This is a genomic window from Psychrobacter sp. LFX-11D, assembly GCF_904846475.1.
Lineage (GTDB): Bacteria > Pseudomonadota > Gammaproteobacteria > Pseudomonadales > Moraxellaceae > Psychrobacter > Psychrobacter cryohalolentis.
Map to the genome: position 1 here is coordinate 95,802 of NZ_CAJHAV010000006.1, position 23,833 is coordinate 119,634.

Annotated in this window: 20 protein-coding genes, 1 pseudogene and 1 other annotated feature; of the genes and pseudogenes, 13 read left to right on the forward strand and 8 right to left on the reverse strand. The window is 41.3% G+C overall.

The window, feature by feature from the left end:
- Nucleotides 1–34 precede the first annotated feature (34 nt).
- The 4 genes from JMX75_RS06270 to JMX75_RS06285 all read left to right on the forward strand — a co-directional run bounded on the left by JMX75_RS06270 (nucleotide 35) and on the right by JMX75_RS06285 (nucleotide 3,882).
- Entirely contained in the window at nucleotides 35–1,087 is a 1,053-nt protein-coding gene (locus tag JMX75_RS06270) for a DUF1852 domain-containing protein (protein ID WP_201531556.1), read from the forward strand.
- A gap of 54 nt (nucleotides 1,088–1,141) precedes the next feature.
- Nucleotides 1,142–2,188, forward strand: a complete 1,047-nt coding sequence (locus tag JMX75_RS06275) for a methionine synthase (RefSeq protein ID WP_201531557.1) — start codon at nucleotides 1,142–1,144, stop codon at nucleotides 2,186–2,188.
- 148 nt (nucleotides 2,189–2,336) lie between these two features.
- Entirely contained in the window at nucleotides 2,337–2,840 is a 504-nt protein-coding gene (locus tag JMX75_RS06280; RefSeq protein ID WP_201531627.1) for a flavin reductase, read from the forward strand.
- A gap of 217 nt (nucleotides 2,841–3,057) precedes the next feature.
- Nucleotides 3,058–3,882: a sulfite exporter TauE/SafE family protein gene (locus JMX75_RS06285; RefSeq protein WP_201531558.1), complete on the forward strand. Its 825-nt coding sequence runs from the start codon at nucleotides 3,058–3,060 to the stop codon at nucleotides 3,880–3,882.
- Between the two features lie 132 nt (nucleotides 3,883–4,014).
- Here the strand turns inward: JMX75_RS06285 and JMX75_RS06290 are convergent, their stop codons facing one another.
- From JMX75_RS06290 to JMX75_RS06300, 3 genes are all read right to left on the reverse strand, one after another.
- On the reverse strand, nucleotides 4,015–4,428 hold the full coding sequence (locus tag JMX75_RS06290; protein ID WP_201531559.1) for a PaaI family thioesterase: 414 nt from the start codon (nucleotides 4,426–4,428) through the stop codon (nucleotides 4,015–4,017).
- A gap of 185 nt (nucleotides 4,429–4,613) precedes the next feature.
- Nucleotides 4,614–5,513, reverse strand: coding sequence for an SMP-30/gluconolactonase/LRE family protein (locus JMX75_RS06295; protein ID WP_201531560.1), 900 nt, complete (start codon nucleotides 5,511–5,513; stop codon nucleotides 4,614–4,616).
- Between the two features lie 51 nt (nucleotides 5,514–5,564).
- Nucleotides 5,565–6,728, reverse strand: coding sequence for an iron-containing alcohol dehydrogenase (locus tag JMX75_RS06300; RefSeq protein WP_201531562.1), 1,164 nt, complete (start codon nucleotides 6,726–6,728; stop codon nucleotides 5,565–5,567).
- A 399-nt stretch (nucleotides 6,729–7,127) separates the two neighbouring features.
- Between JMX75_RS06300 and rluF the strand changes: the two genes are divergently transcribed.
- Together rluF and JMX75_RS06310 are read left to right on the forward strand one after the other, a co-directional pair.
- Nucleotides 7,128–8,132 carry a 23S rRNA pseudouridine(2604) synthase RluF gene (gene rluF / locus JMX75_RS06305; RefSeq protein ID WP_201531564.1) on the forward strand — a complete coding sequence of 335 codons (1,005 nt, stop codon included), beginning with the start codon at nucleotides 7,128–7,130 and terminating at the stop codon, nucleotides 8,130–8,132.
- A gap of 81 nt (nucleotides 8,133–8,213) precedes the next feature.
- Entirely contained in the window at nucleotides 8,214–8,657 is a 444-nt protein-coding gene (locus JMX75_RS06310; RefSeq protein WP_181210262.1) for an SRPBCC family protein, read from the forward strand.
- Between the two features lie 101 nt (nucleotides 8,658–8,758).
- Here the strand turns inward: JMX75_RS06310 and JMX75_RS06315 are convergent, their stop codons facing one another.
- Nucleotides 8,759–9,082, reverse strand: coding sequence for a DUF1244 domain-containing protein (locus JMX75_RS06315; protein ID WP_181210261.1), 324 nt, complete (start codon nucleotides 9,080–9,082; stop codon nucleotides 8,759–8,761).
- A 182-nt stretch (nucleotides 9,083–9,264) separates the two neighbouring features.
- A protein-coding gene (locus JMX75_RS06320) for an IS3 family transposase (protein WP_413786635.1) occupies nucleotides 9,265–10,484 on the reverse strand; the annotation gives its coding sequence in 2 pieces (ribosomal slippage) (nucleotides 9,265–10,208 and nucleotides 10,208–10,484; 1,221 coding nt in all).
- Nucleotides 10,093–10,209: a sequence feature (AL1L pseudoknot), on the reverse strand. (Overlaps the previous gene by 117 nt.)
- 388 nt (nucleotides 10,485–10,872) lie before the next feature.
- Here JMX75_RS06320 and JMX75_RS06325 point away from each other — a divergent pair.
- Nucleotides 10,873–13,653 (forward strand): helix-turn-helix transcriptional regulator, encoded by a 2,781-nt coding sequence (locus JMX75_RS06325; protein WP_201531568.1) that lies wholly within the window; start codon nucleotides 10,873–10,875, stop codon nucleotides 13,651–13,653.
- Nucleotides 13,654–13,696: 43 nt separating this feature from the next.
- On the opposite strand, the gene JMX75_RS06330 is transcribed toward JMX75_RS06325, so the two are convergent.
- Entirely contained in the window at nucleotides 13,697–14,440 is a 744-nt protein-coding gene (locus tag JMX75_RS06330) for an SDR family NAD(P)-dependent oxidoreductase (protein WP_181210258.1), read from the reverse strand.
- 317 nt (nucleotides 14,441–14,757) lie between these two features.
- Here JMX75_RS06330 and JMX75_RS06335 point away from each other — a divergent pair, with 317 nt between their 5' ends.
- The 6 genes and pseudogenes from JMX75_RS06335 to JMX75_RS06360 all read left to right on the forward strand — a co-directional run.
- Nucleotides 14,758–15,267, forward strand: a complete 510-nt coding sequence (locus JMX75_RS06335; protein ID WP_201531570.1) for a 2,4'-dihydroxyacetophenone dioxygenase family protein — start codon at nucleotides 14,758–14,760, stop codon at nucleotides 15,265–15,267.
- A gap of 186 nt (nucleotides 15,268–15,453) precedes the next feature.
- Complete coding sequence (locus JMX75_RS06340; protein ID WP_201531572.1) at nucleotides 15,454–17,082, forward strand: long-chain fatty acid--CoA ligase; 1,629 nt, start codon at nucleotides 15,454–15,456, stop codon at nucleotides 17,080–17,082.
- A 45-nt stretch (nucleotides 17,083–17,127) separates the two neighbouring features.
- Complete coding sequence (locus JMX75_RS06345; protein ID WP_181210255.1) at nucleotides 17,128–17,997, forward strand: SDR family NAD(P)-dependent oxidoreductase; 870 nt, start codon at nucleotides 17,128–17,130, stop codon at nucleotides 17,995–17,997.
- Between the two features lie 151 nt (nucleotides 17,998–18,148).
- Nucleotides 18,149–19,402, forward strand: a complete 1,254-nt coding sequence (locus JMX75_RS06350) for an anaerobic sulfatase maturase (RefSeq protein WP_181210254.1) — start codon at nucleotides 18,149–18,151, stop codon at nucleotides 19,400–19,402.
- 152 nt (nucleotides 19,403–19,554) lie between these two features.
- Nucleotides 19,555–21,180 (forward strand): arylsulfatase, encoded by a 1,626-nt coding sequence (locus JMX75_RS06355; protein ID WP_201531574.1) that lies wholly within the window; start codon nucleotides 19,555–19,557, stop codon nucleotides 21,178–21,180.
- A gap of 230 nt (nucleotides 21,181–21,410) precedes the next feature.
- Nucleotides 21,411–21,575: pseudogene (locus tag JMX75_RS06360) on the forward strand (IS1595 family transposase); the annotation flags it as partial.
- Between the two features lie 19 nt (nucleotides 21,576–21,594).
- Here JMX75_RS06360 and JMX75_RS06365 read toward each other — a convergent pair.
- Together JMX75_RS06365 and JMX75_RS06370 are read right to left on the reverse strand one after the other, a co-directional pair.
- Entirely contained in the window at nucleotides 21,595–22,296 is a 702-nt protein-coding gene (locus JMX75_RS06365; RefSeq protein ID WP_181210253.1) for a hypothetical protein, read from the reverse strand.
- A 457-nt stretch (nucleotides 22,297–22,753) separates the two neighbouring features.
- Nucleotides 22,754–23,758, reverse strand: a complete 1,005-nt coding sequence (locus JMX75_RS06370; RefSeq protein ID WP_181210252.1) for a TerC family protein — start codon at nucleotides 23,756–23,758, stop codon at nucleotides 22,754–22,756.
- Nucleotides 23,759–23,833: the final 75 nt, after the last annotated feature.

The window sequence follows — 23,833 nt, forward strand, 5'->3', positions numbered from 1 at the left end:
ATCTCAGTTAATGAGATTAGGGTAGGGGATTACCATGAGTAAAAAATTTACATATTCCATCTCAAGCATTCGTTTTGATGAAAACTATCAACCTGCAGACAGCACCCGTCTGACGACAAATTTTGCAAATTTGGCGCGTGGCGAGAGTCGTCAAGAGAACTTACGCAAAACGCTGACTATGATAAATAATCGTTTTAATGATCTAGCACATTGGGATAATCCGACAGCCGACCGTTATTCTGTTGAAGTTGATATCATTTCTGCCGACTTGGATATTGAAGGCAATGATCATACATTCCCAGTCATCGAAACGCTAAAAACAACGATTATTGATCATAAAGAGAACAAACGTATTGACGGTATGATCGGCAATAGCTTCTCCTCTTATGTGCGTGATTATGATTTTAGCATCGTATTGCCAGCACATTTCGATAACCATCCTGCATCGCCACCACCAGCCGATTTTGGCGATTTGCACGGTAAACTGTTTCAACATTTATTGAACTCAGAGGCTTACCAAGCCAATTTTAATAAACAACCGGTGATTTGCCTAAGCGTTTCAAGTAGTAAAACCTATCATCGTACGGGCAATCAGTATCCTGTATTAGGGATTGAATATAGACAAGCTGTCTGCGCTTTGAACAAAGGATCATTGACCGATGAATACTTTTCCAAAATGGGCTTGACGGTGCGCTATTTTATGCCTGCTGGTAGTGTGGCACCTTTAGCATTTTATTTTTCTGGTGACTTGCTGACGGATTATACCGATCTTGAGCTAATCAGTGCGATCAGTACCATGGAGACCTTCCAAAAGATTTATCGACCTGAAATTTACAATGCCAACTCGAGCGCAGGGCAAGTCTATCAGCCGAGTTTAAACTACCAAGATTATTCACTGACGCAAATTGTCTATGACCGCGCAGAACGCAGCCAAATGGCGGTGACGCAAGGTAAGTTCACAGAAGCGCAATTTATCAAGCCCTACCAAGACATTCTTGAGGAATGGGCGGCAAGTTATGATGTTGCAAGTGAGACTGTTCAAAGAGAAGTAGGTCAAAAAGAAACGGCTAAAAAACAGGCAGCCTAAGCAATCTAACTCTAGCCAAAATATAAAATATGAATGAATAAGAAGATGAATCCCATGACAATATTATTACCGACACAAAAATTGTTACCGACGTCAACTGCGGGCAGCTTACCGAAACCTTCTTGGCTTGCCGAACCTGAGAAAATCTGGTCACCTTGGGCATTAGAAGGGGAGCAATTGTTTGAAGCCAAACAAGATGCGCTACGTTTAACATTGCAAGAACAGCGACATGCAGGGATTGATATTGTCAGTGATGGCGAGCAGACGCGTCAGCATTTTGTCACTACCTTTATTGAACATCTTGATGGCGTCGATTTTGAGAATCGAAAAACCGTTAAAATTCGTGATCGTTATGAGGCAAGTGTGCCGTCAGTCATTGGGGCGGTGAGCCGTCAAAAGCCTGTATTTGTTGAAGATGCGAAGTTCTTACGTCAGCAAACCGACCAGCCGATCAAATGGGCACTGCCTGGTCCGATGACGATGATTGATACGTTATATGATGGTCATTATAAAAGCCGTGAAAAATTGGCGTGGGAATTTGCTAAAATCTTGAATCAAGAAGCCAGAGAATTAGAGGCGGCTGGGGTGGATATCATCCAGTTCGATGAGCCTGCTTTTAACGTATTCTTCGACGACGTCAACGACTGGGGTATCGCTACTTTAGAGCGTGCCATTGAGGGTTTAAAGTGTGAGACGGCAGTGCATATTTGCTACGGCTACGGCATCAAAGCCAATACTGATTGGAAAAAGACACTGGGTTCAGAGTGGCGTCAATATGAGCAAGCCTTTCCAAAATTGCAGCAGTCTAATATCGATATTGTCTCGTTAGAGTGTCAAAACTCACATGTACCGATGGATTTGATAGAACTCATTCGCGGTAAAAAAGTGATGATTGGTGCCATTGATGTGGCAACCAATACCATTGAAACGCCTGAAGAAGTTGCCGATACACTACGCAAAGCCCTGCAATTCGTCGATGCGGACAAGCTTTATCCTTCGACCAACTGCGGCATGGCACCTTTATCGCGCCAAGTTGCACGCGGTAAGTTGAACGCGTTAAGCGCAGGCGCAGCAATCGTGCGTCAAGAGCTGACAGCTTAGGATTTACCGACTAAACTTATGCAAAATTTAGCTTTTATAGGTTGGGTCTTTAACTCCGCCTATAAAAGCTTGTTTAAACTTATGAGTGACCTCAGTTATCAATGTACTTACCGACTTAACATTTAGGATTGCAGCAATGAGTAAAGATGTGATTGAAGCAACCGACTTTAGAGATGCCATGTCTTTGTTGACGACTGCCGTCAATGTGGTCACCACCAAAGGGCAATCTGGTCTGCATGGGTTTACCGCATCGGCGGTATGTAGCGTTACCGATACACCGCCAACCTTGCTGGTCTGTATGAATCAAACGTCTCGCTCACATGCCCATTTTCTTGAAAATAAAACGTTAAGTGTCAATGTATTGGGTGCACAGCATGAGCCTATATCTAATGCCTTTGCTTCTAAATTATGCTCAGAAGAGCGATTTCAACAGGGCTCTTGGACGACATTAGCTACAGGTGCGCCTATTTTAGCAGATGCATTGGTCAGTTTTGACTGTGAGATTGAGGATATTCAGCAAGTTGGTACGCACAGTGTCTTTATGTGCCGAGTTGTCGCCATCAAACAAGGCTATCAACAAAGCAGTGCTGATGAAAGCTTGGTGTATTTCAACCGCGCTTACCATCAAGTAGGTCAAGTAGAAATCGTTTAAGCTGACTTTCTGACATTGATTATCTAATTATTATCTAACTATAGTCAGCTTAATATCAAGAAGATACCGTGAAACTGGAATGAATTTTTCGTGACCTCTACCGGCGTAGGCACAGCAAGCTAGAAAAATTCGTACCAGTTTCACCTTGTCAGATAACGTATCCATATTATTTAGCATCGACTATAAAACTATCATTTAACCGAGAAGTAACTATCCTGTGGAACTAATCATTTTCTTAATAATAGGCGCTCTAGCAGGATTTGCTGCGGGGCTTTTTGGTGTGGGCGGCGGCACGATTATCGTACCACTGTTATTTATCGTCTTTACCCAAATGGATTACAGTCCTGACATTATCATGCATTTGGCGTTAGGTACGTCACTAGCGACCATCATTGTCACCTCTATCAGCTCGCTCATGGCGCACAATAAAAAGGGCGCCGTCATGTGGCCGGTCTTTAAAAACCTGACACCCGGTTTAGCGATTGGCTGTTTTTTAGGGGCAGGGATTGCAGGACAGATATCTGGGCTGTATCTTCAGCTTATCGTTGGGGTGTTTTTGCTGTGGGTCGCTTATAAGATGTTTTTCGATGGCAAAAAACAAGTCGTTAATCATGCTAATGATGTCCATGGCGCCAATACGGAACTGCCTTCAAAACCTAAGCAGCTAGCGGCAGGCGGGGTTATTGGTATTGCTTCTGCCATTTTTGGTATTGGCGGCGGCAGCTTAACGGTGCCTTATTTAACTCGTTACGGTGTGGTCATGCAAAAAGCCGTTGGCACATCAGCAGCGTGTGGCTTGCCCATTGCCATTGCTGGAGCGTTAGGCTTTATGTTCTTTGGGATGCAGCAGCAAGTCAATGTGCCCAATACCATTGGCTTTGTGCACATTTATGCCTTTTTAGGGATTAGTGTCATGAGCTTTTTCACTGCGAAGCTAGGTGCAAAAGTCGCCCATATACTATCACCAGAGCTTTTAAAAAAATGCTTTGCGGTATTATTAACCGTGGTTGGGTGTTATTTTCTTTTTAAAGGGCTGATTTAGGTATTCATAGTCGTTCCTCTAAAAGGCAAAGCTTGCGAACTGAGCTACCCAAAAAGCACATAGTGAAATGCATTATCATGATCTAAATAATTCGAAGCATTACAACCTAGGAAACAATATTGAGAAAGTAGCTTAGTCGTGCTTGGGCGGTACAGAATATGTGCCAACTACATGCGCGACCAAGTCGCTAGAGCCTTCTGAGTATAAGGAAACCTCACCTACAATGAGCGTACGCCCTACCTTTAGCAAGGTGCACTCAGCAATGATGCGCGCTTCTGCTGATGGTTTGCGCAGAAAATTGATGGTAAGGCTTGTTGTTACTGTCAACGCTACAATGCCAATCTTACCAAGTATCGCCACATAGAGTGCGACATCAGCAATGCTCATCAATACAGGGCCAGAGACCGTACCACCAGGACGTAGCTCATCTATACCGATATCATGCGATAAGGTCGAACTATCATCGCCTACTGATTCAACTTTGCACTTGGTTTGAGGGAATTCTAATGCCATAAAGGCTGCTATTTCTTCTTTGGTCGCAGACATACATACTCCTATGGTTTAATTATTCTTGTTGTTAACTATCTTTTCTTCGCACTCAAGTTCATTGGTTCGATTAACACAACTAGAATCGATAAAATTGGTATCGATTCTAGTTTCTTATTATAAATGGGTAGTAGCTAGATATATTTTTGATACTGACTCAATATTTTTAGTGGCGTATTCTTAAACTAAGGCGTACCAGCATGACCCACTTTAACTGGTGTAGATAGCATACGCCCTTTAGTTTCAGCGGTGCGTGACGCTTCATTCCAGTCAGGTGCTGCACACATAAACAATGTTTTGCCATCTTGTCCGCCAAGAGCAACCGCAAAAATGCCGTCAGGTGCAGTATCAACGGTTTCTAAGATTTCGCCCCCTTCTTTAATACGAACAGCACGTTGGTTCAAGGTATCTGCAATCCAAACAGCGCCCTCGCTATCTAAGGCAAGACCATCAGGTAAGATGCTGGCGTTCTCTATACGTGCCCCTAAATTTGGCTCGTCTCCTAACTCTCCAAAGTTAGCAAAATCACGTTTTTCTCCTAAAGTGCCGTTTTCCTTAATATCGAACTGTGAGACTTTATTGCCAAATAACTCATTAACGATTAATGTCTTTTCATCCGCAGAAATGACCATGCCATTTGGAAAGGCCAAACCTTCTGCCACAACCTGAGAGGTACCATCAGGTCTCACCAATACAAGACCAGTGTGTTTATGATCAGCACCACCCATCAGATCAAAACCGAAGTTTCCAACATAAGCGTTGCCATTAGGCGCAACGACCATATCGTTAGCATGCCCCTCACAATGCTTCCAAATATCAGCGTGAACAACTAATTCGCCATTGTCCTCTAAACGTAACACTTTACGATCTTTCATAGAGACAATGAGCATACGACCGTCAGGAAGCCAGCCTAAGCCAGATGGCTGCTGTTCTACATGGACAATCTTTTCTGCAATGCCTTCATCATTAACACGATAAACGCCTTTGGTATAAAAATCGACAAACCATAAAGCGTTTTTATACCAACGCGGTCCTTCTAGGTAGTGAAAATCATCTACCACCACGTCTAACTCATATTTTGACATAACTATCTTCCTTGATTTATAGACAAAATTATTTAAGAAATTTGCTGCTTATTAGAGTATTTCTTGGTAGATCATTTTTACTTCCTCTAAAGACATATCCATTGGATTGGTTTCAATGAGACGAGCATAGGTATTAATGACCATATCAGCTAACGCGGGGATATCCTCTGCCGTTATATCTAGCTCATTTAAGCGATATTTTAGACCACTTGTTTTCAAGAAGTCTTTTAGTTGATTAATAAATTGATGGGCAGCCTCTATGTCAGTCATGCCCGAAGTGTCGATAGGCATCACCGCACGAGCGAGTTCTGCATAAAGAGGTGCTGCTACTGGTAAGTTGAAAGTAAATACACTGCACATCACGAGCGCATTGGCATGCCCATGCGGCACATGGAAGTTAATGCTAAGTGGGTAGGAGAGTCCATGTACAGCTGCTACGGAAGCATTGACAAAAGCGATACCAGCTAGCGTTGAACCCAATAACATATCAGCACGAGCATCAATATCATCGCCGTGATGGAGCACTGTATAAAAGTTACTCCATAGCATTTGCAAACCTTTAACAGCCAACGCATCTGAAATGGGGTTCTTTTTGGTGCGACTTGTGTAAGCTTCGATGCAGTGAACCATCGCATCTAGGGCAGTGGCAGCAGTAATATGGCGAGGAAGCTTGAGAGTTAGCGTTGCATCTAAAATCGCGACATCAGGTAGGATTTTAGGCGTGTATATGGCTTTCTTGCTGCCATCCTTTGCTGTGATTACAGATACAAAGGTAGCCTCTGCGCCAGTACCTGCAGTGGTGGGGATCGCAAACAACGGCATTTTTTTAAAATCACTAATATCTGCCTCTAAGAGCTCATTAACCGACTGAAAGTCATTGGAATATAGCGCGACAATTTTCGCGGTATCGATAGGGCTGCCACCTCCTAAACCGATGACCAGATTACACTGGTTCGCCCTGGCAAGTTCAATAGCTTCTTCGACGACTTCAATAGGGGGATCAGCAACAACTCTGTCGAAAATAACAACATTAATACCAGCCTGCTCTAAAGACTCTTGTGCGATATCGACGTATCCTAAATCAGAGATGCCAGCGTCTGTAATAATAATGGCAGATGTCGCGTCGTACTGTTTTGCTAAATCCCCTAGCTTCTGGCGCATACTGTCAGCTTCGCTAACAATGTGTCCATTAGTATAAAACTCCATCCCTGTCATTCTATTCTTCCTTGTGTAGATGAGCGATTATTTTTGTGTATTTATAGCCTTTAGATAAATCGCATGTATAAAGTCTTAGTATTAACTCAATCACGCTACAGTGTATATCTATTAATTGGCACTTTTTGTAAGAATATTTCTTTATTAAAAGCATTAAATTCTATCGAGATATTACTCGCTATTCCTTTAGCTTTTTGAACCTTTGACATCATTAATAAGCTTTATCGAAGCTATCGCAATCTATAGGACTCTGGATATATTTCTAGGTTTCTTCCCATCTCTACTGAAATGGGCACTGAATTTCCTATATAATACGAGCCATCTCGTTGTTGATGATCCATTCAATTTAGGCTTTTTTCTGAACAAGAAAGGCTTTTTATTAGGTAAAAACGGTGCTTTATGTTTAACGCTTCCTCGACTCGTTTAAATAAATACATCAGTGAAAGCGGTATTTGCTCCAGGCGAGACGCTGACCGCTTTATTGAACAAGGTAATGTATACCTCAATGGCAAGCGTGCTGCAGTAGGCGCGCAAGTGGTTGCTGGAGATACGGTGAAAGTCAACGGGCAGCTCATTGAGCCGAAAGAAGCTGATGACTTTGTTTTTATTGTATTAAATAAGCCAGTCGGCATTGTGAGCACCACGGAAAGCTCCGAGAAAAACAACATTGTTGATTTTGTGAGACATAGCGTACGTATTTTCCCGATTGGGCGTTTGGATAAAGATTCTCAGGGCTTAATCTTCTTGACCAGTAATGGTGATCTAGTCAATAAGGTATTGCGTGCTGGGAATAACCATGAAAAAGAATATTTGGTGACGGTGAATAAACCGATAACGGATAATTTTATCGAAGGTTTGGCTGGTGGCGTGCCAATGCTTGGGAAGATGACGAAAAAATGCCCTGTCACTAAGGTGTCGCCTAACGTGTTTAACATTACGCTAGTGCAAGGTCTGAATCGTCAAATTCGCCGTATGTGTGAGCATTTTGGCTATGAAGTTGTGAAGCTTGAGCGTACACGGATTATGAATGTAAGCCTTAAGGGTACGCCCGTTGGAGACTGGCGAGACCTGACGCCAAAAGAGTTGTCTGTTTTACTTAACTCTATAGAAAATTCTTCTTCGCAAGACAGTAAACCGGCTAAGAAATCTCGTAATGCACCACGAAAAAATCCTCGTGCCGATGACTCGTCAAAAGCAAAGTCGTCTTCAAAACCAGCGGGTGCGGCAAAGGGAAATAAAAAACACTCCAAGGATGATGCTAGAAAACCAGCGGGTTCTAAAGGTAGAGATGGGCGTCCTGCTGGTCGTGGTAAGCCGTCAGGGGGTAATGGTAAGTCTGGAGGCAATGGCAAACCTGCTACAAATGGCAAACGCCCTTCAAAAGGTCGTGGTTCTTCGCGATAGTAAGTTTTCACAGTGTGACTGCTTTGTTTATTTCTGAAATGGCAGTAAGCTAAAGAACTTTAGTCTTAACGGGATAATATTATGTTTAAAATAAAAGTAGAGCGCATTGTCAAAAAACCAATTGATGAGGTATTTGAAGCACTGAGCGACCATGCCAGTTATGGCTCATTTAAAGCGGTCGGTGTAGCTAAGTTGGTGAATGAAGGTGACGAGGAGCGCAATGGCGTTGGGGCTTTACGTACCATTAAAACGGGACCTGTTAAGTTTTGGGAGCGAATTACGGCATTTGAGCGTCCTACTCATATGCAATACCAGATTGAAAAATCTAAACCTATAAAAATGCAACATGATAAAGGCGTCATTGATTTAAAAGACTTGGGCGATGGCACTACACACGTGACTTGGGTATCTGAGGGTCGATTGACTGTACCATTGCCATTACTCGGTCGCCTATTTGACCGTCAAATGCAGAAACAAGGAACCATAGGGTTTAGTAGCATACTCAAATCTATAGAAAGCCGCTAATCTAGTGGCAATTTTTGGTTTTATCTTGGGTTTTTGTCGTGTTTGTTATGGTTTGCTCTGAGCGTCGCTGACTGAGTTCGAGCAACCTTTGCTACTATTAATCAGTCTTTTCCTTTATCAATCTCGTTCTTAGCTGCTTCAATCTCGTTAAAGCGTGCTAATTGCTCTGGTGTTGCTTTTTGTTGATGCTTCTCTTTCCACTCAGCATAAGGCATACCATAAACAAGCTCGCGCGCATCTTCGTATTCGATTTCAATACCACGCTCTTCACCAGCCGCTTTATACCATTTGGATAAGCAGTTACGGCAAAAGTCGGCAAGGTTCATTAGCTCAATATTTTGTACATCTTTACGCTCGTCTAAATGAGCTAATAAGCGACGAAATGCCGCTGCTTCTAATTCGATGTTTGATTCTAATTTTGCCATAAGGTTTTTCCTAATTGTAATTGAATCGTTTCAAAACTGAGATGATACTAACGATATAAATATTGCGCAACCTGTGTTGATCTATATTAAAAAAGTCTATTAGTAAACTTGGCAAACTCATCATAGTAGAGGTTCACCAATTTAGAACGTCTTAAGCATAATCGAAGGCTGATCTACTTGAGTCAGGCAGCAATGCCTGACAGGATTAAATTATCATAATACTGCTTTTCAAACTCAAAGGGTGACACATATCCAATCGTGCTATGCAGCCGCTTCTTGTTGAACCAGTCCACCCACTCAAGCGTGGCTAATTCAACATCATTAACACCATTCCATTGTTCTTTTAGATATTCAATAACCTCAGATTTATAGAGTCCATTGACCGTTTCAGCCAGTGCATTATCGTATGAATCGCCTGTTGTACCAACAGAAGCAATCACGCTAGAGTCCGTCATCTTATCGGTATAGCGAATAGATAAGTACTGAACCCCTCGATCACTATGATGAATCACGTCTTTGGGATTGTTTCTGTCTGCTATTGCTTGATTTAATGCTGCCATTACCATATCAGTGTTCATACGCTTTGATACTTTCCAGCCGACAATAGCGCGAGCAAATACATCGATGATAAAAGCGGTATAGACCCAGCCGCTCAATGTCTTGATATAAGTAAAATCTGCAACCCACAGCTGATTAGGACGATGGGCATTAAAGTTACGATTGACCAAGTCATCAGCACGCTTTTGGTCGTCACGGCTGTTGGTGGTAATCTTACCCTTACCGCGCCAGACACCTTGTAGGCCATGCTGGCTCATTAAACGCTCTACGGTACACCGAGCAACCTTTAACCCGTCAGCTTTCATCTGCTGCCAGACTTTGCGAGCGCCGTAGCGGCACTTGCTATTCTGCCAAATACGTCTAATCTCGCTGAGATAGTAGTCGTCATGCTGACTGCGCAGTGAACGCTTTTCAGGGCAGCACTCTAGGTCTTTAGCACGGTGATAGGTTGACGGGGCAATCGGTAGTACTCTACAAATCAGCTCGATCCCATAACTACCTCTATAGTCATCAATAAACTGAACCATTATCTGGGTGGACGGTCGAGCTCCGCCTGGGCGAAAAAAGCAGCAGCCTTACGTATAATCTCATTGGCTTGCTTGAGTTCTCTATTCTCTCGTTCAAGTTCTTTGATACGCTCTTTGTCACTTTGAGCCTGCACTGAGGCGGGAATAGTTTGGTCTATGTGCTTTTTATGCCAGGATCGCAGTGTCTCAGGCGTACAGCCAATCTTTGACGCTATGGCCTGAATGGCTGACCATGTAGAAGGATAGTCGCTCGACGCTTCAATCAGCATGCGAATGGCGCGTTCTTTAATCTCAGGAGTGTAGGTTTGTCTTTTCATTGTCGTATTCTCTCAGAATGTTGAGTCTCCGACAATACCGGGGCGGTTCACTTTCAGCGTAGCTCAATTTCAGCATAGCTCAGAACGGTAAATTCCTTCTCATAAGCAACTATCGTTTCATACTGCTAAACTAGTCACCAAATTCAAGCGTCGTAATTATTTTATTAGTACACTCATTATACGGCCATATTATCAAATCATACTAAAAATCAGTGCCAATAGCGATTGAAGCCATATTTTAAGTATTTACATACATTATAGCTGTTTGGCACTATCATTTACTTTAGCAATAAATTCTTTTAAAAATGAGACACGGATGCTGATTTTAAAGACGAAAACTAATCGACCACAATTACAGCAGGTTAGATTGCTAAAGCGGTCTAGATTGTTGAATCAGTTATCTAATAAACTTACCAGCCGTTTGGTGTTGATACAAGCGGCGGCAGGGTATGGAAAAACAACTGTGATGGTACAGCTGAGCGAACAGTTAGAAGAAAATAACTGTGCTGTTGGTTGGCTGACCTTGGATAACGATGATAATGATCCTGTACGTTTATATCAGTACTTATGGTCAGTATTAACGCAATTTCCTGATTCACATTCGTTAACCGAAGGTAGGGTAACTAAAAACCATATTCATCATCTGCTTTCTCAGCTTGATACTACAACTACATACACTTTATTTATTGATGAGCTAGAAGCAGTAACCAATCCTACTAGCTTAAACCTAATATGGTGGCTGTATCTTTTTTTACCTACTAATTACCATTTGGTCATTGCCTCACGCATACAGCCAAATTGGCCACTTGCAAAAGAGGAGCTGCAGGGATTGGTGAGGATTGTTAGAGCGAATGAATTAAGACTGTCATTACCGGATACTTACGAATTACAGCAATATTTGCAAAGTAACTTGACACACAATATCGCTCTCACACCTTATATGGCAGCTAATCAGTCATTGTCAGAGCTATCGGTATCTTCAACTAATAATATCACTTTGATTGATGACAAACTCGTCTCTATGCTTATTGAAAAAACTGAAGGCTGGTTAACAGGCATTCAGCTCATCAATTTGTACTGTAAAAATGAAGCAGATCTATACCAACTTGTCCACCAAGTCAGTGGTGCTCAGCGTCAAATAGCTGAGTTTTTAGCGGAGCAAGTGTTTTTACAGTGTGATGAGTATATTCAAGATTTTTTACTAAATATTAGTGTGTTAAGAAAAATAAATGCGAGCTTATGCCATGATTTAACAGAGGCAACTGATGCGCAGTTCTTGCTTGAGAACCTGAGTCAACAAGGCCTTTTTATTCAAGCGATAGATGATCAGTATCAGTGGTTTCGTATACATGAATTAATGAGACAGTTTTTACAAACAAGGCTCCAAAACCAAGATAAAAAAAGATATTGGATAGCGCATACTCAAGCAGCTGAATGGCATCAAGAACATAGGATGCCTTTAGAAGCCATTTACCATGCACAAGTTATAGGTGACAATGATTTGGTTTTATCTGCTTTAAAATCGGTTAGTCATGATTTGATACTTGGCGGACGTCTTTACAGCTTTTTGGAGCTAACAAAATCTTTATCTGACACACAATTATGTCAGCATCCAGCTTTACTGTACGATTTGACTTGGGGTTTAGTGCTTTCGCGTCGACATCATGAAGCTGGGCATTATATAAAGGTTCTTGAGCAAGAAAAACTATATCTATCAGACATAGATGCCCACATAGCTATGAGCTACAAAGACAAGCAATTAGGCTTGTCAGCAATGATAGTATTTATTGCTGATGATTTGCCTAAAGCGTATCAACTGGCAAAAACCGGCCTTCAGCAGCTGACTTCAGATGCCTATTTTTTTAGAGCACCGTTAGTAGGTATGTGCGCTTTATATCAGCTTTGTCGCGGAAATATAGAAGAAGCTCGCTCACTAATTCTGCAGTCCAGATTACTCTATATCAAAGGTAATAATCCGTATGGTCTAGCGTATGTAGATAGCATTGATGCGACCTGTGATAGATTGTTAGGCGATGTTCCCTCAGCTATCAAAAAGTTCCAGTGCATAGGTATTAGCCCAGAATACGCTCAGTTAGGTACTAATGACAGTAATCAAGATATGATGCTGGGGGTAGCAAGCAGTTTAAAAGCAGATTTTTACTATGAATTGAATCGTATAGAAGATGCAAAGCAGGCTCTAATAGATTTTGACCATGGTGAAAACATGGCTATTGCAGATATGGTTATTTTAGGGTTTTTAACAGAGCTGAAACTAGGGGTTTTAACGAAAAAAAATAATAAACATTACTATGTGTTAAATGCTAATAGTAAGGCTGATGAGTGGTCGCTTCCACGCTTAATTGAAGATGTGCGGCAGTGGGAAAACGAACAAGCGCTTAAGCAAAAAATGCCTATAGCTTTTGTTACTGATCATGGTAAAGATTATAATATACAGCCTTCTAACTTAGAGACTGAGAAAAGTCAGCCTCATTTTTTAACTTTGACCGAGTTATTGACGGGGTTAGATTTACTGCCATATCGTACGACTATCTTTTTAGGTAATAGCCAGCAGATAGCAGAAGCAACAGCAAGCCTAAATCAACTTTTAAAGGCCAACTTGCCATTTGTACTGCGTAATGCACGCATCAAATTATTGCTGGCAATGGCTTACCATATTTTAGGTCAGCAGATCGATTCTTATACTGTATTAATAGAGGCACTTAAGCTATTTCGTCTGACACAATCGCATCGTATTATTCTTGATGAACATCCATTGCTCTATTCAATACTTATAGATTTGTTCAGCTATCAGGGGAATGAGATAGTTATACTGCCTGATATCAAAGAATATATTGAATCACTATTAAAAATTAGCGGCTATAAGAGTGAAGAAAAGGAAGATTTGTTACCGGATACCGATCAAGAGAGTACAGGGCTATTGACTCAAAAAAATGATGAGAAGCAAAATAATAAGTTTATCTTATCGGAGCGAGAGGTTGAAATTCTATTATTGGTTGAACAAGGACTAAGTGATGGTCAGATAGCTGATAAGGTTTTTTTATCTATACATACCGTTAAATGGCATTTGCGTAATATTTATCATAAGCTGCAAGTGCGCTCCCGAACTCAAGCAGTAGCGGAAGCGCGCCAACAACAGATTTTAGACTAGGCTAAAAGCTAATAAGCTAATAAGCTAATAAGCTCCTAATTTATCAGATGGTAGAGTAGCCACCATCAATTGTAATGGTAGTACCATTAATCCAACTTGCGGCTTTGGAAGCTAAGAACAATACCACAGCTGCCACTTCATCTGGATCTCCAAAGCGTGCTAATGGCGTGCGCGCCATGACAAAATCAGTAAATCCTTCCATCTGTTTTAGTGGTTCAATTAAAGGCGTGTCAATCCATCCAGGTACAACGGCATTAACACGCACCTTATCTTTAGCAAGATAAATCGCATGAGATTTAGTAAGCTGATCAATTGCGCCTTTAGATGATGAATATGCAGGAGTCATTCCTGATCCAAAGATGGCGTATAGCGAAGACACATTGATAATCGAGCCATTATCTGACTTAGCTAAGAGCGGCGCGGCACATTCGCTAATATGAAAAACTGCCGTTAGGTTAACATCAATGACTTTTTTGAAGGTTGGTAACTCGTGTTCTGTTGTAGAGCCCATGCCCGCACCATTAAATAGCACGTCTAGTTGATCTAAATTATTGAAAAAATCCGCTATTTTATTCTCATCTGTTACATCCATTTCTACCGTTTCAATATCCAACCCTTTAGGATATTTTGCCTCGGCACTGTTTAATCCTAACGCCAATACTTTAGCGCCTTTTTTTGCAAAGGCAATAGCCACGGATTGTCCAATTCCTGACGTTCCTCCAGTGACAACTGCAACTTTATTATTAAATAAGTCATCCGAAAATGTATTAAGTGCTTGCGTATCCATACAACCTGTCCTTTTTTTGAAACGTAAATGAAAACAACAGAATGATTCTGTTGAGGCATAACCTTTTTCACACCGTTTAAAATTAGCATAACTAGGGAGTCTAAAAGACGGGTTTTATTAAAAAATAAGTGGGTCTCAAAACCATTCTTTTGAGTGGTTGGCAGAATGTCTGTGGTCGATATACTAATAAACATCAGCAAGTGAGCAGTAGATCAGTAGCAAGCGAGTTACAGGTTTACCCCTTACTTTCTTATGACCAGCCAGCATATGAAAGATATTGATGCTGACTTTAACCGTAAATCAAAAGGAATTGTAATATGTCTATCGGCAACCCTCAAGACTATCTATTGACACTCAATATCAATAAAGAAGGCGAAGTGAAAAACGCTTTACCAGGCGTTCATGTGACCCCTTGTTATTTGAATCCTGAAGCTGGCGTATGGGTAATCTATGCTCGTTTTGATGCAGACACCTTATTACCTCGCCATTACCACACAGGAGTGGTGCATTTTTATACCACAGCTGGATCTTGGAATTATCTAGAGTATCCTGACGATGTTCAAACAACAGGCAGCTATTTGTTTGAGCCAGGTGGTTCTACGCACACTTTTAGCAGTAAAGAAGGTACAGAAGGCTTTATGGTGGTAGAAGGCGCTAATATAAACTTCAATGAAGATGGTTCGCTGATGTTTATCATGGATGCAAGTTGGATTGAACAAGCCTTACATGCCGTAGCCAAACAAACAGGGCAAACAGTGCCACGTTATATCAAGCCTAATGCTAATAACGACTTCAGTGATAAAGCAACAAATAACCCTAACGTATAATTATCCTATTATCATGAGCAAATGAGACAAGCAGCTCAGCTTGTCTCATCTGACTGTTTAGATATTGCTTTAGCATGACTAACACTTCATACGCTATAAAAATTATATAACGCATATTGCTGATTGCACCTATACGTAGAGTGTACCTAGGGATGCGCACAATAAAATAAATATAAGGATATTCAAATGCTAGGGAAAATGATGTATCAGCCACTGCTAATTAGTAGTTTGATTGAGCATGCAGCTAAATATCATGGTGATACCACTATCTTATCGAAAGAGGTGGATGGACAAATTACGATTAGTGATTGGCTGACGGTTTCAAACAACTCAAAACGTTTAGCGAATGCACTAAAAGGACTGGGCCTAAAACCCTCAGAACGAATTGCAACACTGGCATGGAATAATCGACGTCATCTAGAGGCTTGGTACGCGATTTCAGGTAGTGGCATGATTTGCCATACCATCAATCCTCGTCTATTTCCTGAACAGCTAAGTTACATTATTAATGATGCTAATGACCAAGTACTGTTTTTTGATGTTACCTTCCTACCATTAATTATGGCGATTAAAGAGCAAATTACAGGCATTAAGCATTTTATCTGCTTGGGTAGCCATGATAATAAGGTAGTAGCGCAATTACCTGGCGTATTATTCTTTGATGAGTTGTTAGCAGAGAATTCTCCTGATTTTGAATGGCCACAATTCGATGAGACGATTGCCAGCTCTTTATGCTACACCTCAGGAACGACAGGTAATCCTAAAGGGATTTTATACACCCATCGCTCCTCGGTGCTGCATGCGATGGCGTTATCTATGGCTGATATCTCAGCCCTATCTGCAAAAGACGTATTGTTACCGGTAGTGCCGATGTTTCATGTCAATGCGTGGGGAACCCCTTATGCTGCAGCCTTGATAGGTTGCTCTTTAATACTGCCTGGACCGAATCTTGATGGTGACAGCTTAGTGTCTTTAATCGATGATTATCACGTGACTGTTGCTTTAGGTGTTCCAACGATTTGGCAAAGCCTGTTGACCGCTGCCAAAAAACGAGGCAGCAAGCTTGATAGTATGACCCGTACTATTGTCGGTGGAGCGGCTTGCCCACCATCTGTAATCAAAACTTTTAGAGAAGATTTCAATTGTGATGCGATACATGGTTGGGGGATGACAGAGACCAGTCCGCTTGGCACCATGAACCAAATAAAAGGTAAGCATAAATCGCTAAGTAAAGATGAGATAAATGAGTTGCGTAAATCTCAAGGTCGACCCCCTTACGGCGTTGAGATACGTCTTATGGACACCGATCAGCCTCTTGAAGCGGTAGCTGAGGATGGCGTATCGCAAGGACGCTTACAAATACGAGGCCACTGGATCATTAACGATTATTACACTCATAACCCTGATGCCATCACTGAAGACGGTTGGTTCGATACTGGGGATATTGCCACCGTTGATGCCGATGGTTATATGAATATTCGTGATCGCTCAAAGGACTTAATTAAATCCGGTGGTGAGTGGATTTCTTCAGTTGAACTTGAAAATATTGCAGCCGCGCATCCACAAATCAAAATGGCGGCTGCGATTGCTGCAACCCATAGGAAGTGGGGCGAGCGTCCAGTGTTGATCGTGGTCAAAGAGCAAAATTCAGCACTCAATGAGTCACAAGTGATTGATTTTTATGATGACAAAATTGCCAACTGGCAAATACCTGACAAAGTCATCTTTGTAGATAATATTACACTAAATGGTGCTGGCAAGATGGTGAAAAAAGACTTGCGGGATGAGTATGGAGATGTGCTGTTAAGTTCATAGCACCAAATTAAGTCATATCACATTAAAAAACAAGGAGCGTTAGTCATGATATTCAATAAATCAGACAAGCAGGTTAGATGGATTATTGGTGGCAGTAGTGGCATTGGCTATGAGCTAGCAAAGCGCTACTTGCAAGCCGGCGACAAGGTTTGTATTTTTGCCCATGATCAAATTGATGAAGCGGTTGCAACGCTGAATGAATTCGCAAAAGAGTCTAAAAAAGGCGCGAAACACAATGAAAATAGCGACTCTATAAAGGGCTATGAAGTTGATGTAACAGATACTAAGCAATTAGCAGCGGTGTTCAATGACGCGGAACAAGCTTTTTCTGCACCTGATACTGTTATAAATAGTGCTGGTATCGCCATTGCAAAATCCTTTGAAGAGATGACTGAGGAAGAGTTTAAACGGCAAATAGATATCAATCTAGTCGGTAGCCGTAACGTAGCTTATTGCGCTTTGCCTCATCTAAAAGCCGCGCGCAGTAATAGCAAACAGCGCCCTAAATTGGTACTGATCTCATCGATGGCTGGCTTAGTGGCTTGCTATGGCTATGCGGGTTATTGTGCTTCTAAGTTTGGCATTATTGGCTTGGCTGATGTGTTAAGGATGGAGCTGAGTAAGCCAGAGGGCATCGATATTGCTGTCGTCTGTCCGCCTGAGGTTGAGACGCCTTTAGTATTTGAAGAACGAAAATCTGGATCACCCATTACCACTCAGCTTAAGCAATTAGGGGGTAGTTTACCTATTGAAGTGGCCGTTGATGAGATATTAGCAGGCATCCGCGCTAACGACTTCTTCATTATACCTGGTAAGCAAGCTCGCAAGCTTTATCATCTAACGCGCTTATTGCCAATGACTGTTCGTGGCCAAGTAGATAAAAAGTTGGCAAAAATCCTTAAGAATTCTGCTTAATAGCTTATCTGTCCTAAGAAAATGGTTTAAGTCATCTAAAAGTTAGATCTATTTTTAAAATCGTCATTAGTCAAACAGCCTGTCAAAGGCTGTTTGTAGGATAACTCATACCAAAAAAAGACGGATAGTGACATACAAGGGAGTGTATACCATGGCAAATATCAATCAAAGCCGGATAACGGTGTCTGAAATACTGACCCAGCCTCAGCATCATCTGCCAGATTTACCTCATAATGAGTCTTATCAGTTTCATAGCATGATAAAACCTAGTGGCTCGCAATGTAATATCGACTGCCAATATTGCTTTTATCTGCACAAAGAGCAACTGCTTGAGCAGCCAAAAACGCCTCGCATGTCTGATGATTTATTAGAGCAGCATATTAGACAATATATAGAGGCGCAAACTGGCTCTGAGGTGGTATTTAGCTGGCAAGGTGGCGAGCCGATGCTAATGGGGTTGGACTTTTATCAGCGGGTAGTTGAGCTGCAAGCTAAGTATAAAAAGGCTGATCAAACCATCTATAACGACCTGCAAACCAACGGTATATTAATCGATGAAAAATGGTGCGAGTTTTTAAAGAAACATCAGTTTTTGGTTGGCTTATCGATAGATGGTTCTGCCAAGTTTCATAACGAGTATCGACGTACTAATAATGATAAACCCACCCATCATTTAGTGATGAGGGCAGTGGCCTTATTACGTCAATACGATATCGAATTTAATGCGCTATGTGTAGTCAATGCCTATAACAGTCAACATCCCTTAGAGGTCTATCGGTTCTTACGCGATGACGTGGCACCAAAAATGATCCAATTTAGTGCTTGTGTTGAACCTGTAGATTTCAAAACCTCTGGCCCTAACTATCTAAAAGATCAAGCGACTCAACAGGCTGATAATCAAGTCACGCATTGGTCAGTCACTAGCCAAGGCTGGGGCAATTTTTTAGCCGACATTTGGGATGAGTGGTTGGCATACGACTATGGTGAAGTGTTCGTTGATCAGTTTGAAAATACTGTCTCCCAAATCTTTGGATACGGCGCGCAAAAATGTACCACCGCGCAAATCTGTGGCAAGGCTCTAGCAATTGAGCATAATGGCGATGTTTATTCCTGTGATCATTTTGTCTATCCAGAATTTAAGCTTGGCAATATTAGCGACATTCACGAAGGTGACTTAGCCTTTAGTAAGGAGCAAGAGCAGTTTGCCTTTGCGAAGTATCAACAGCTCACTAAGTATTGTCAGCAGTGTCCTTATTTACAACTATGTTGGGGTGAGTGTCCGAAAAACAGATTTATCAGTAGCCCTGATGGTGAAAAGGGTTTGAACTATTTATGTCAAGGCCTAAAGATTTTTTATCAAAAAGCAGTGTCTGATTATCCGGTATTGAGTGCACGCCTACAATAATAGGCAAAGCAATATTTACTTATAAAAAGGCCAAGATTTAGAGCTAAGGCTAATAGATTAGGGAGGTGTAAACGCCATACAACGCTGTACATTGTCATAGCATTTTTTATATTTAACGCATTTAAATCCCTATTGTGATCAAGGAGGATACCGTGGGTATCAAAAAATCGTCATTATCTTTGGCCGTCAGTTTATTACTACTGTCAGGCATCAGCGTCAGTCACGCTAGTACTGAAACTCCAGTAGCCCCTACCAATACTATTGGCGGAGATCCCTTTTTAAAGGCAGTGGTTGTCTCTGATAGCATGGAGCCTGCCATACCTCATCCTGAACAGGACAAGATAGCAGAACAAAAGCTGCGCGCTCTAAAGCAGAAAACAGGCAAGGCTCCTAACGTCCTTATCTTCTTAGTAGATGATATGGGCTGGGGCGACTTAGGCGTTTATGGCGGCGGTGAGGCAGTAGGCGCACCGACTCCAAATATTGATAAGCTGGCGCAGCAAGGATTGCGTTTTACTTCATTCTATGCCCAGCCTTTTAGCACGCCTTCAAGAGCCGCTATGATGACTGGACGCATGCCAAATCGTACAGGACTGACTAGACCGATACTCACAGGAGAAAAGATTACACAGAACCCATGGGCAGGTGAAAAAACTGCCGCTGGTATTCTAAGCGATTCAGGTTATCAAACCGCCTTGTCAGGAAAATGGCATCTAGGTGAGAGCGATGGCACTTATCCTCATCAAAATGGCTATGATGAATATTATGGCATCCTACCTGTGGTCTCCAACATGACTGAGATGTTAGATGAACGTATCTATCCAAACTTAGTCAACAATCCTGAACTAAATGCGAAATTAAAAGCTATTCAGCCTCCTGAGATTACCAGCGGTGTCGAAGGTGGACCTTTAAAGATAGAGCAAAAGCTTAAAAACTTAGATGACATCAGAGAGCTCGATCAACAGTTCGCTGATTATTCAGATAGTTTTATCCGTCAAAACAAAGATAAGCCTTTTTATTTAGTGCATTCATTCTCACGACTACACAATGACAATTACCCTGCCGAGGGTTATAAAGGTAAAAGCCCCGCCAAGTTCCCGTATAAAGATGGGGTTATAGAGGTCGATGATATCGTCGGTCGCTTAATGAAAACTTTAAAAGATACTGGACAGCTTGAAAATACTCTAGTGTTCTTTACCTCAGATAATGGCGCGAATGAAGACGTCTGGCCAGATTCAGGCTTCCATCCTTGGAAAGGTGGTAAAGGTACCACATGGGAAGGGGGTATACGCGTACCTGGTATTGCTTATTGGCCAGGGATGATAAAACCAGGACGGGTGAGCGATGGAATTATCGATATTTTAGATCTGTTCAATACCTCAGTTGCTGTTGCAGGACAGAGTAATAAGATTCCTAAAGATCGTTATATAGATGGCATTGATCAAACTGGCTTTTTGTTAGCTGATAATGGTGAGTCAAATCGCGAAACGGCATATTTTTATGCCTTCAATCAATTTACAGCGCTGCGCTGGAATGAATACAAAGTTCATTTTAAAGTAATGCAAACCTCAGCGACTAGAAAGAATATCGATCAAACGACGATACAGACTGCCTCTCCAGCACCTTGGGTTTATAATCTGTACATGGATCCAAAAGAGCAACAAGCTAGTCATATTGGCTTTGAGTGGGGTTATCCACGGGTAGTCGGTCTAGCCAAATATCATGCAGGCACTTATAAAAAGTATCCACCTAAAGATATTGGACTTAATGTTCCTTAAGTATAAAGTGTATGTTTTATAGATTAGTATTGAATGTTGATTTAGTTTATTGAAAATCTGAAGTATCTTGATCGCTTCTAGTTGAGTGATTAAGCCCCAATATTTATCATATTAGCTGAGTAAAAATTAAACATAAAAAGGTCACCAATACTCTATTATTTAGAGCGTTGGCGACCTTTTTTACTATTATCCATACTTACTCATAGCGCACATTAACTCATAATATCGATAATGGTATTGAAGAATTTTGGAATCAGTCTAAACGAACACTCAGAAAATATAATGGGTTCGATAAAAAGCACTTCCTTTTATTCTTAAAAGATTGCGAGTTTAGGTTCAACTATGGGTTACCCTCTAATCAGCTCAAAACTTTGAGAAAATGGTGTGATATTTAATCCTTATCTATTAAAGTCCCTACATTTTTTTAGCTGTGAAGTAGTTACCGTTCTCGTTCCAAAACTCTAAATCACCTTTTCCGTTTACAACGAAATACTCATTGAAGCCTTTTTCACCTTCAATTTGAAGTTTTACGCCTTTATCAATTTGGGTAAGTTTGTACTCTTCATCTGAACTCTTCGTATCATACGTTGTCTGCATATAAGCTTTGCCATCTTTTATATAGGCAACCATTCTATAATCTATTCCGTTAGCTACCATCCAACTTCCTAGTATCACGCCTTCTGGAAAAGGTATATTTTTTAATCGTTCATAATCCGCAGCATTCTTTCCCATAATGTGCACTTTAAGATCTGGATCGTAGTCCGTTTTCGCCCAGAAAGCTTGGTCTGTGCCTTCGCCTGCAATACGGTAGCCTATAAAGGTTCGCTCAACTTTTTTATTTGAAAGAGCATATATCTCTTCTGCTATTGTCTTAAGAGTATTCTCATCTGTTCGTGAGGATAACTGCACCTCTACAGTACGCTTGATATTGCCTTTGACCTCATCTTCTGTAATCTTATATGACGGCACGTTAGTAGCAGCGTTATTTGATCCACTAGCATCAGTAACTGTACTTTCTGATGCAACCGCATCAGGAGTATCTACAGCACTATCAGAACAGGCTGTAAGTATTAAGAGAGCTGTCACAGCAGCTACAATCGTTAATTTTTCAAACATGCTTTACCCCGAAAATCACAACAACAGCATTGTAATGCAAAAATGCAACAAAGGTAATTAAAGATACATTACAATAATATAAAGAAATATGCTTATGTATTCTATTTATCTTCATAGTCTTTTCTAGCAATCGCAGCTAACATATCAAGTAGCATTGAATTAATGGCTTATAAGATCCTGCTCATAAACTTTGTGCTATTCTCACTTTGCAAAGCAATATAAGAGGCGGGCAGCTCTTTTGAGACTATAGCCAACTTCTTTTCTGATAGCATTCTTTTGAGAGTATCCCAATCAGCTTGGTTTATAGTGGTTCCTTTATATCGATCTACTTTAAGTGGTCTACTAATAGGTTTAGAGAGTGAAGTAGCTGGTTCCGCTGGGATATACCTCAGGGAACCAGTAATACGTCCAGTACCAACTCAATATTAAGTACTTATCGAGTTATTCCCATATTTACTTATATCTGCGCCTGCGGATTATTTTTAGCATAACGCCATGACATCAATGCAGTAATAACGAGCACTATTGCAATAAAGCCTAAAGACGCTGCAATTGGAACATGATAGACCTCAAGTAGAAGCATTTTTATACCAATAAAGGTCATGATTACACCTAGCCCATATGGTAAGTAGTGCATTGTGGCTGCTGCGCCTGCTAATAGGAAGAACATAGCACGCAGACCTAGAATAGCGAATAAGTTGGCGCTTAATACAATGAATGGGTCGGTGGTAATAGCAAAAATAGCCGGAATAGAATCAACCGCAAAAATAACATCAGAGATTTCAACTAAAATCAACACTACCAACATGGGTGTCGCCCACAATAGACCGTTTTCACGCACTAAAAACTTTTCGCCTCGCATCGTGGGCGTAATGCGCATATGGCGACGTAGCCATTTTAATAGCTTCATTTCTTCAAGGTCGACAGGTTCGTCATGGCCACCTTTTAAAAACTTATAGCCGGTATAAACCAAAAACGCACCAAAGATATAAAGTATCCATGAAAACTCTTGAATTAGCCATGCGCCTGCAAGAATAAAAATAGTGCGTAAAACAATAGCGCCTATCACGCCATATAATAGGATACGACGCTGCAAAGCAGGTGGAACAGCAAACGCGCCAAAAATCATGAGCCAGACGAACACGTTATCAATCGCTAGTGATTTTTCGATTAAATAACCAGTCACAAACTCTAAGGTTTTTTGGTTAGCAACTGCCGTACCCAAATTTGTATTTAAATACCACCATAATCCGCCTGCAAATATTGCAGATACACTGACCCAAGCGATACTCCATAGTGCAGCCAACTTGATAGATACAGGTTGGTGCTCATTTTGTACTGCGTTTACGTCGGAATTCTCTGGGAGATCTTTGTGTTTAAAGCCTAAAAAGTCGATCAATAACATGACTGCGACTATTACAAAAAAAATGGCATATAGCCAAGGTGTGCCGATGGTTTCCACAATATTCCTCAAGTATAGACAACAGGGATCACTATTCTATTTAGTTCCAATTGGTATGTCCTCATACTAGCGACA

Excerpts from the sequence above, each read along its gene's own strand:
- JMX75_RS06270 (WP_201531556.1), top strand. The coding sequence starts at position 35 with ATGAGTAAAAAATTTACATATTCCATCTCAAGCATTCGTTTTGATGAA.
- JMX75_RS06275 (WP_201531557.1), top strand. The coding sequence starts at position 1,142 with ATGACAATATTATTACCGACACAAAAATTGTTACCGACGTCAACTGCG.
- JMX75_RS06290 (WP_201531559.1), bottom strand. The coding sequence starts at position 4,428 with ATGTCTGCGACCAAAGAAGAAATAGCAGCCTTTATGGCATTAGAATTC.
- JMX75_RS06295 (WP_201531560.1), bottom strand. The coding sequence starts at position 5,513 with ATGTCAAAATATGAGTTAGACGTGGTGGTAGATGATTTTCACTACCTA.
- JMX75_RS06300 (WP_201531562.1), bottom strand. The coding sequence starts at position 6,728 with ATGACAGGGATGGAGTTTTATACTAATGGACACATTGTTAGCGAAGCT.
- rluF (WP_201531564.1), top strand. The coding sequence starts at position 7,128 with ATGTTTAACGCTTCCTCGACTCGTTTAAATAAATACATCAGTGAAAGC.
- JMX75_RS06310 (WP_181210262.1), top strand. The coding sequence starts at position 8,214 with ATGTTTAAAATAAAAGTAGAGCGCATTGTCAAAAAACCAATTGATGAG.
- JMX75_RS06315 (WP_181210261.1), bottom strand. The coding sequence starts at position 9,082 with ATGGCAAAATTAGAATCAAACATCGAATTAGAAGCAGCGGCATTTCGT.
- JMX75_RS06330 (WP_181210258.1), bottom strand. The coding sequence starts at position 14,440 with ATGGATACGCAAGCACTTAATACATTTTCGGATGACTTATTTAATAAT.
- JMX75_RS06335 (WP_201531570.1), top strand. The coding sequence starts at position 14,758 with ATGTCTATCGGCAACCCTCAAGACTATCTATTGACACTCAATATCAAT.
- JMX75_RS06340 (WP_201531572.1), top strand. The coding sequence starts at position 15,454 with ATGCTAGGGAAAATGATGTATCAGCCACTGCTAATTAGTAGTTTGATT.
- JMX75_RS06345 (WP_181210255.1), top strand. The coding sequence starts at position 17,128 with ATGATATTCAATAAATCAGACAAGCAGGTTAGATGGATTATTGGTGGC.
- JMX75_RS06350 (WP_181210254.1), top strand. The coding sequence starts at position 18,149 with ATGGCAAATATCAATCAAAGCCGGATAACGGTGTCTGAAATACTGACC.
- JMX75_RS06365 (WP_181210253.1), bottom strand. The coding sequence starts at position 22,296 with ATGTTTGAAAAATTAACGATTGTAGCTGCTGTGACAGCTCTCTTAATA.